Raw genomic sequence first — 5,767 nt, 5'->3', positions numbered from 1 at the left:
CCCAGGCCGGCCGCCAGCATCATCACGCCCATGATGCTTTTGGCGTTGACGCGGCGCTCGCCCTTGCTCATCCAGACCTCGCAGGCAAAGCTGCCGGCGAGTTTGGTGAGTTTGGCCGAAGCGCGGGCGTGCAGGCCCAGTTTATTGCTGATGTTCGTGCTGGTCTTGATCATGATTTTTGCGTACCTGATTTTGTGGTGCGGTGATGGCCACCTGCATCACGCCTTGCGCGCCCCCCACCAGCGCGCGCGCCACCAGGGCGTCGAGCGACTCCTTGCGGTAGGACACGGTACGCAGCAACATGGGCAAATTGACGCCGGCGATCAGCTTGGTGCTCACGCCATCGACCAGCTTGGCGGCCACATTGCAGGGCGTCGCACCAAACACATCCGCCAGCACCAGCGCGCGCGACGTGCCCAGCTGTTTCAGCATGATGCGCGCCTGGGCCAGCGTTTCTTCCGGCGGCATGTTGGGCTGAACGTCCAGCGCCACCACGCTCGCCGCATTGTCCGGAAAAACATGCAGGACGCACTGGCGCAAGGCAGAGGCCAGGGGCGCGTGGGCGATGATGAAAATGCCGTTCATTGCGGTGAATTATCAGCGTTCACACTGCAAAAATAGGCATATGAGGCGATACAGCAACACAAAAATACGCCCATGGCCACCTGAAAACTCGCCACCGTCCCCAGACCCAGGGCTGCAAACGCGTCCACCAGCAGCCCGATGCCCCACTGCACCACAAACACCCCGGCAAAAATCACCAGGTTGTAGGCCGACAAGGCGCGCCCGGCCAGCGCGGCCCGAAAAGCCATGCCCACGGCCGGCTGGGCCAGGCCCATGGCACTCGACGTCACGCAAAACAGCGCCCAGCCCAGCCAGCCCGTGTGCGCGCCTGCCAGAATATTGAAGGCCAGCACCAGCAGGCTCAGGGGCACGCCCCAGCCGATCAGGCGCGTCGCGCTCCAGCCGCGCTGCGCCAGCCAGGGCGTGACCAGGCCCCAGATCAAAAAGGTCAGCAGCATGGCCGCGTTGAGGTAGAAAAGACCAGTGGCCGACTCGATCGGACTGTAGCCCGCCACCCTGACCATCCAGGGCCCCGCCCACAGTGTTTGTATCGCCACCATGCCGCCATAGTTGAAGAAAGCCAGCGGCGCCATTTTGCGAAAATAGCGGCTTTTCCACACCGGCGCGTAGCTGGCTGGCGCGGGCGGCAAATTTGAAGCTGCAAGCGTGGGGGTCGCCTTCCATGCGGGTACGAGCCACGCAATCCCCGCCATCGACAGCAGCAGCAGCGCCGCCAGAATCCAGAACAGCGGACGCCAGCCGGTCAGCGGCATCAGCCACTGCACCGGCAGCGTCGAGGCCAGCATGCCGAGCGAGCCGGTCATCAGCATCCACGAATTGGCCCGCAGCAGCGTCGCCGCGTCAAACCAGCGCCGGTAACCGGTCAGCGGTGCCATCAGGCAGGCGCTGACGCCCATGCCCACCAGCACCCGCGACGCCAGCAGCCAGGCAAAACTGCTGGCCGCCGAAAACGCCAGGCAGCCGAGCACGGCCAGACTCAGAAACCACAGGATCACGCGCTTGGGGCCATGGCGGTCCAGCCAGGCGCCCAGCGGCAACTGGGTCGCGGCAAAGCCCAGAAAATAGCCGCCCGCCAGCAAGCCGAGGTCGCTGGCCTGCAGCGAAAAGTCCTGCGTCAGCACCGGTGACAGCGTGGCCGTGATGGCCCGCACCAGCGCCGAGCAGAAATAGGCGGCCGCAAAGGCCAGAAAAACCAGCGCGCCGGCTTTGCGGTCCAGCCGGTCCGGATGGGCCTTATGGGCCATTTCCGCCGGTTCAGGCATCAGCGGGCCGGTCACTGGAATTTGAGGCTGGAAAAATAGGTCTCTGCTGCCTCGGGCGTGATCTCTTTCGCATAAATCACTGCCTGAAACACCTGCGAGCCCTGGGCAAAGTAGGCGGCCTGCCCGCTCACGGCCGTGCCGTCCGCGCGCTGCCCCTGCGCCACCACGCGCACCGCAGCAGGCTGGGCCGCCGCGCCCGGCAGCTTGAGCGGCAGCAGCTGGCTGGTGCCGGCGCCGGTGCCCACCGGCCCGGCCTTCATGTGGGCCAGCGTCAGGCTTTGCCATTGGGCCAGCACGGGGGCGGCCCGCGCTGGGTCGCCCAGGTCCGCCACGGCCACGGCAAAAGTGGCGCCGGCCGCATCGCAGCCCAGCAGGGTCAGGGTCGTCGGCTGGCCACCCAGCGGCACGATTTTCTCGGCCTTGTCGGGCTTGCACGGCAGCAGCAGGCTGAGCCGGGTGTTGTCGGGGCGCACCTCGCGCCAGTTCAGGGCCGGGCTGCAGGCGGCCAGCGCCAGCCAGGCGACCAACCCGGCAGGTAAAAGAGTCAGGGGTCGGGACAGGGAGCGCACAAAAACCTTTTGAATCAATTTGCCACCCATTTGGCAAGCCTTGGACTTTACAGGCATCGGTTGGCCGCCGTCAGCCTGGGCACGCGCCACTGAAGGCAAAATAAGCCCCATGAACTCTCTTCAAGGCATACGCATTCTCGATCTGTCGCGCGTACTCGCGGGCCCGTGGTGTACCCAGACGCTGGCCGACCTGGGGGCTGACGTCATCAAGATCGAGCGCCCCGGCACCGGCGACGACACCCGCACCTGGGGGCCGCCGTTTCTGAAGGACGATGAAGGCGTTGAAACCCACGAAGCCGCCTACTACCTGGGCGCCAACCGCAACAAGCGCTCCGTGACCTGCGACATCGCCCAGCCGGCCGGCCAGGCGCTGATCCGCGAACTGGCCCTGCATTGCGATGTGTTTGTCGAGAACTTCAAGGTCGGCGACATGGCGCGCTACGGCCTCGATTACGCGTCGCTTAAAAGCCTGAACCCGCGCCTGGTCTACTGCTCGGTCACCGGTTTTGGCCAGAACGGGCCGTATGCCGACCGCGCCGGCTACGACTACGCGATCCAGGGCATGGGCGGCTTGATGAGCGTGACCGGCGAGCGCGATGACCTGGGCGGCGGCCCGCAAAAAGTCGGCGTTGCCGTGGCCGACCTGATGACCGGCATGTACGCGACCGTCGGCATCCTGGCCGCCCTGCGCCATGCCGAGAAAACCGGCGAAGGCCAGCAGGTGGACATGGCCTTGCTCGACACGCAGGTCGCCATGCTGGCCAACCTGGGCGCCAACTACCTGGTCAGCGGCAAGGTGCCGCAGCGCGTCGGCAATGCGCACCAGAACATCGTGCCCTACCAGGTGTTCGAGGTCGCGCCGGCGCCGGACGGCGGCAAAGACCACTTGATCCTGGCAGTGGGCAACGATTCGCAGTATGTGAAATTCTGCAAGGTCGCCGACATCCCCGAGTTGGGCGTGAACCCGCTGTTTGCCAAAAACCGCGACCGCGTGCTGAACCGCGCGCAACTGGTGCCCATCCTTGAAGCGGTGATGAAAACCCGCCCCAAGGCCGACTGGCTGGCTGCGCTGGAAGCGGCCAAGGTGCCGTGCGGCGCCATCAACAACCTGGCCGAGGTGTTTGCCGACCCGCAAATCGAAGCGCGCCACATGGTCACCGAATGGCAGCACCCGGTCAAAGCCGACTTGCGGCTGGTGGCCAGCCCCATTAAGCTCAGTGCCACGCCCGTGCGCGGCCCGGGCAGCGGTGGCTTGCCCCCGCCGCTGCTGGGCCAGCACACGGACGACGTGTTGCGCAGCGTGCTGAACTACTCCGACGCGCAACTGGCCGAACTGAAACACCAAGGAGCAATTTGATGGCAAATTTTGTACTGGTTCATGGCGCCTGGCACGGCGGCTGGTGCTGGCAGCGCGTCACGACGGCGCTGCAAAAAGACGGCCACCGCGTGCATGCCGTGACGCTGACGGGGCTGGGCGAGCGCGCCCATCTGCTGTCGCCCGCGATCACACTGGACACCCACATCGATGACGTGATCAGCGCCATTGAAGTGGAGGAACTGCACGACGTGGTGCTGGCCGTGCATTCTTACGCGGGCATGATTGGCACCGCCGTGGCGGACCGACTCGGCAAGCACCTCAAGCATCTGGTCTATGTCGATGCAGTGCTGCCCCAGCCGGGCGAAAGCTGGAGCAGCACCCAGTCGGCGGCCACGCAGCAGCAGCGCCTGGCCGCAGCAGCCGCCACCACCCGCTTCAGCTTTCCGCCGCCCGACCCCGAGGTGTTTGGACTGACGGGCGCCGACCACGCCTGGGTCAAGCGCCGCCAGACGCCGCAGCCCGGCAACACCTACCAGGCACCGCTGGCCTTCGATGTGCAACGCGTTGCCGCCGTGCCGCGCACCTTTGTCAGCTGCACCGAGCCGGCCCTGGCCACCATAGCGCCCAGCCGCCTGCGCGCCCAGGACCCGACATTCTGGGGCGGCGCCTGGCTGCCCAACTCGAAAATCGTCGAGCTGAAAACCGGCCACGACCCCATGGTCAGCGCGCCGGCAGCGCTGACGGAAATTTTGCGCGCCTGCGCGGCGTGAACCACAGCGGCCGAGCAGGCCTCACAGACCGCCAATTGCTACTATTTTTATAGCTAATAGCACCCTATTCTATTGGGCTATAGGCACTTTTTCCTTAAATTTCGTCTTCCCATTCGCTGGCAGCCGGATTTTTCGGCACAGCGGATGCCCCGCCTGCGCGCCACTGTGTTGTTTTGTGACAGGTGTGGCGTTATGGCGCATTGGCCGGGACAGCGGGCCTGGCCAATGCCCCCGGTCAAAAATGCGAAAAGTCCAATTGAATCAAGGCGCTTGCCGGGCCTACCCGCGCTGGCACAGGACTTGAGAAGTAAGGTGACCCGCAAGGGATACCACTTCCGACACGCATTCAACCATCGTTCATAACGAGGAGACCCGATGATCTACGCAGCCCCCGGTACGCCCGACGCAAAAATCGCATTCAAAACCCGCTACGACAACTTCATTGGCGGCCAGTTTGTGGCCCCGGTCAAGGGCGCTTACTTTGACGTCGTCACCCCCATCAACGGCAAGGTGTTCACCCAAGCCGCCCGCTCCACCGCCGAAGACATTGAGCTGGCGCTGGACGCCGCCCATGCCGCCGCCGACAAATGGGGCAAAACCTCCCCCACCGAGCGCGCCAACATCCTGATCAAGATTGCCGACCGCCTGGAAGCCAATCTGGAACTGCTGGCCTACGCGGAAACCGTGGACAACGGCAAGCCCATCCGTGAAACGCTGAACGCCGACATCCCGCTGGCGATTGACCACTTTCGCTACTTTGCCGGCTGCATACGCGCCCAGGAAGGCTCCTTGAGCGAGCTCGACGGCGACACCGTGGCTTACCACTTCCAGGAGCCGCTGGGCGTGGTCGGGCAGATCATTCCGTGGAACTTCCCGATCCTGATGGCGGCATGGAAGCTGGCCCCGGCGCTGGCCACCGGCAATTGCGTGGTGCTCAAACCCGCCGAATCCACCCCCATCAGCCTGCTGGTGCTGGCCGAACTGATTGCCGACCTGCTGCCCGCCGGCGTGCTCAACATCGTCAACGGTTATGGCCGTGAAGCCGGCATGCCGCTGGCCACCAGCAAGCGCATTGCCAAAATCGCCTTCACCGGCTCCACCTCCACCGGCCGCGTAATCGCCCAGGCCGCGGCCAACAACCTGATCCCCGCCACGCTGGAACTGGGTGGCAAGTCGCCCAATGTGTTCTTTGCCGACATCATGGACAAGGACGATGCATTCCTGGACAAGGCGATTGAAGGGCTGGTGCTGTTCGCCTTCAAC

At 64.8% G+C, this 5,767-nt stretch carries 7 protein-coding genes; 3 read left to right on the top strand and 4 right to left on the bottom strand.

All coding sequences use genetic code 11. The features are described from left to right. From Q8K05_RS08450 to Q8K05_RS08435, 4 genes are all read right to left on the bottom strand, one after another. A partial coding sequence (locus Q8K05_RS08450) for an HPr family phosphocarrier protein (protein WP_305246189.1) occupies positions 1-173 on the bottom strand: 173 nt, incomplete at its 3' end. Beyond that, positions 142-585 carry a PTS sugar transporter subunit IIA gene (locus Q8K05_RS08445; protein WP_305246188.1) on the bottom strand — a complete coding sequence of 148 codons (444 nt, stop codon included), beginning with the start codon at positions 583-585 and terminating at the stop codon, positions 142-144. The genes Q8K05_RS08445 and Q8K05_RS08450, both read right to left, overlap by 32 nt. Then, positions 582-1,829: an MFS transporter gene (locus Q8K05_RS08440; protein WP_305246187.1), complete on the bottom strand. Its 1,248-nt coding sequence runs from the start codon at positions 1,827-1,829 to the stop codon at positions 582-584. Before Q8K05_RS08440 ends, Q8K05_RS08445 begins: the two co-directional genes overlap by 4 nt. A gap of 29 nt (positions 1,830-1,858) precedes the next feature. Beyond that, entirely contained in the window at positions 1,859-2,416 is a 558-nt protein-coding gene (locus Q8K05_RS08435) for a hypothetical protein (protein WP_305246186.1), read from the bottom strand. A 109-nt stretch (positions 2,417-2,525) separates the two neighbouring features. Between Q8K05_RS08435 and Q8K05_RS08430 the strand changes: the two genes are divergently transcribed. From Q8K05_RS08430 to Q8K05_RS08420, 3 genes are all read left to right on the top strand, one after another. Further along, on the top strand, positions 2,526-3,773 hold the full coding sequence (locus Q8K05_RS08430) for a CaiB/BaiF CoA-transferase family protein (RefSeq protein WP_305246185.1): 1,248 nt from the start codon (positions 2,526-2,528) through the stop codon (positions 3,771-3,773). Further along, entirely contained in the window at positions 3,773-4,504 is a 732-nt protein-coding gene (locus Q8K05_RS08425) for an alpha/beta fold hydrolase (protein ID WP_305246184.1), read from the top strand. The genes Q8K05_RS08430 and Q8K05_RS08425 overlap by 1 nt, the downstream gene beginning before the upstream one ends. A 375-nt stretch (positions 4,505-4,879) precedes the next feature. Then, positions 4,880-5,767, top strand: an 888-nt coding sequence (locus tag Q8K05_RS08420; RefSeq protein WP_305246183.1) for an aldehyde dehydrogenase family protein, incomplete at its 3' end; no start/stop codon positions are given.

Source organism: Polaromonas sp., assembly GCF_030682935.1.
In the GTDB taxonomy this organism is placed as follows: Bacteria; Pseudomonadota; Gammaproteobacteria; order Burkholderiales; family Burkholderiaceae_C; genus Polaromonas.
Note: the sequence above shows the minus strand (reverse complement) of the source record. Positions and strands in the feature narration are given on the sequence as shown.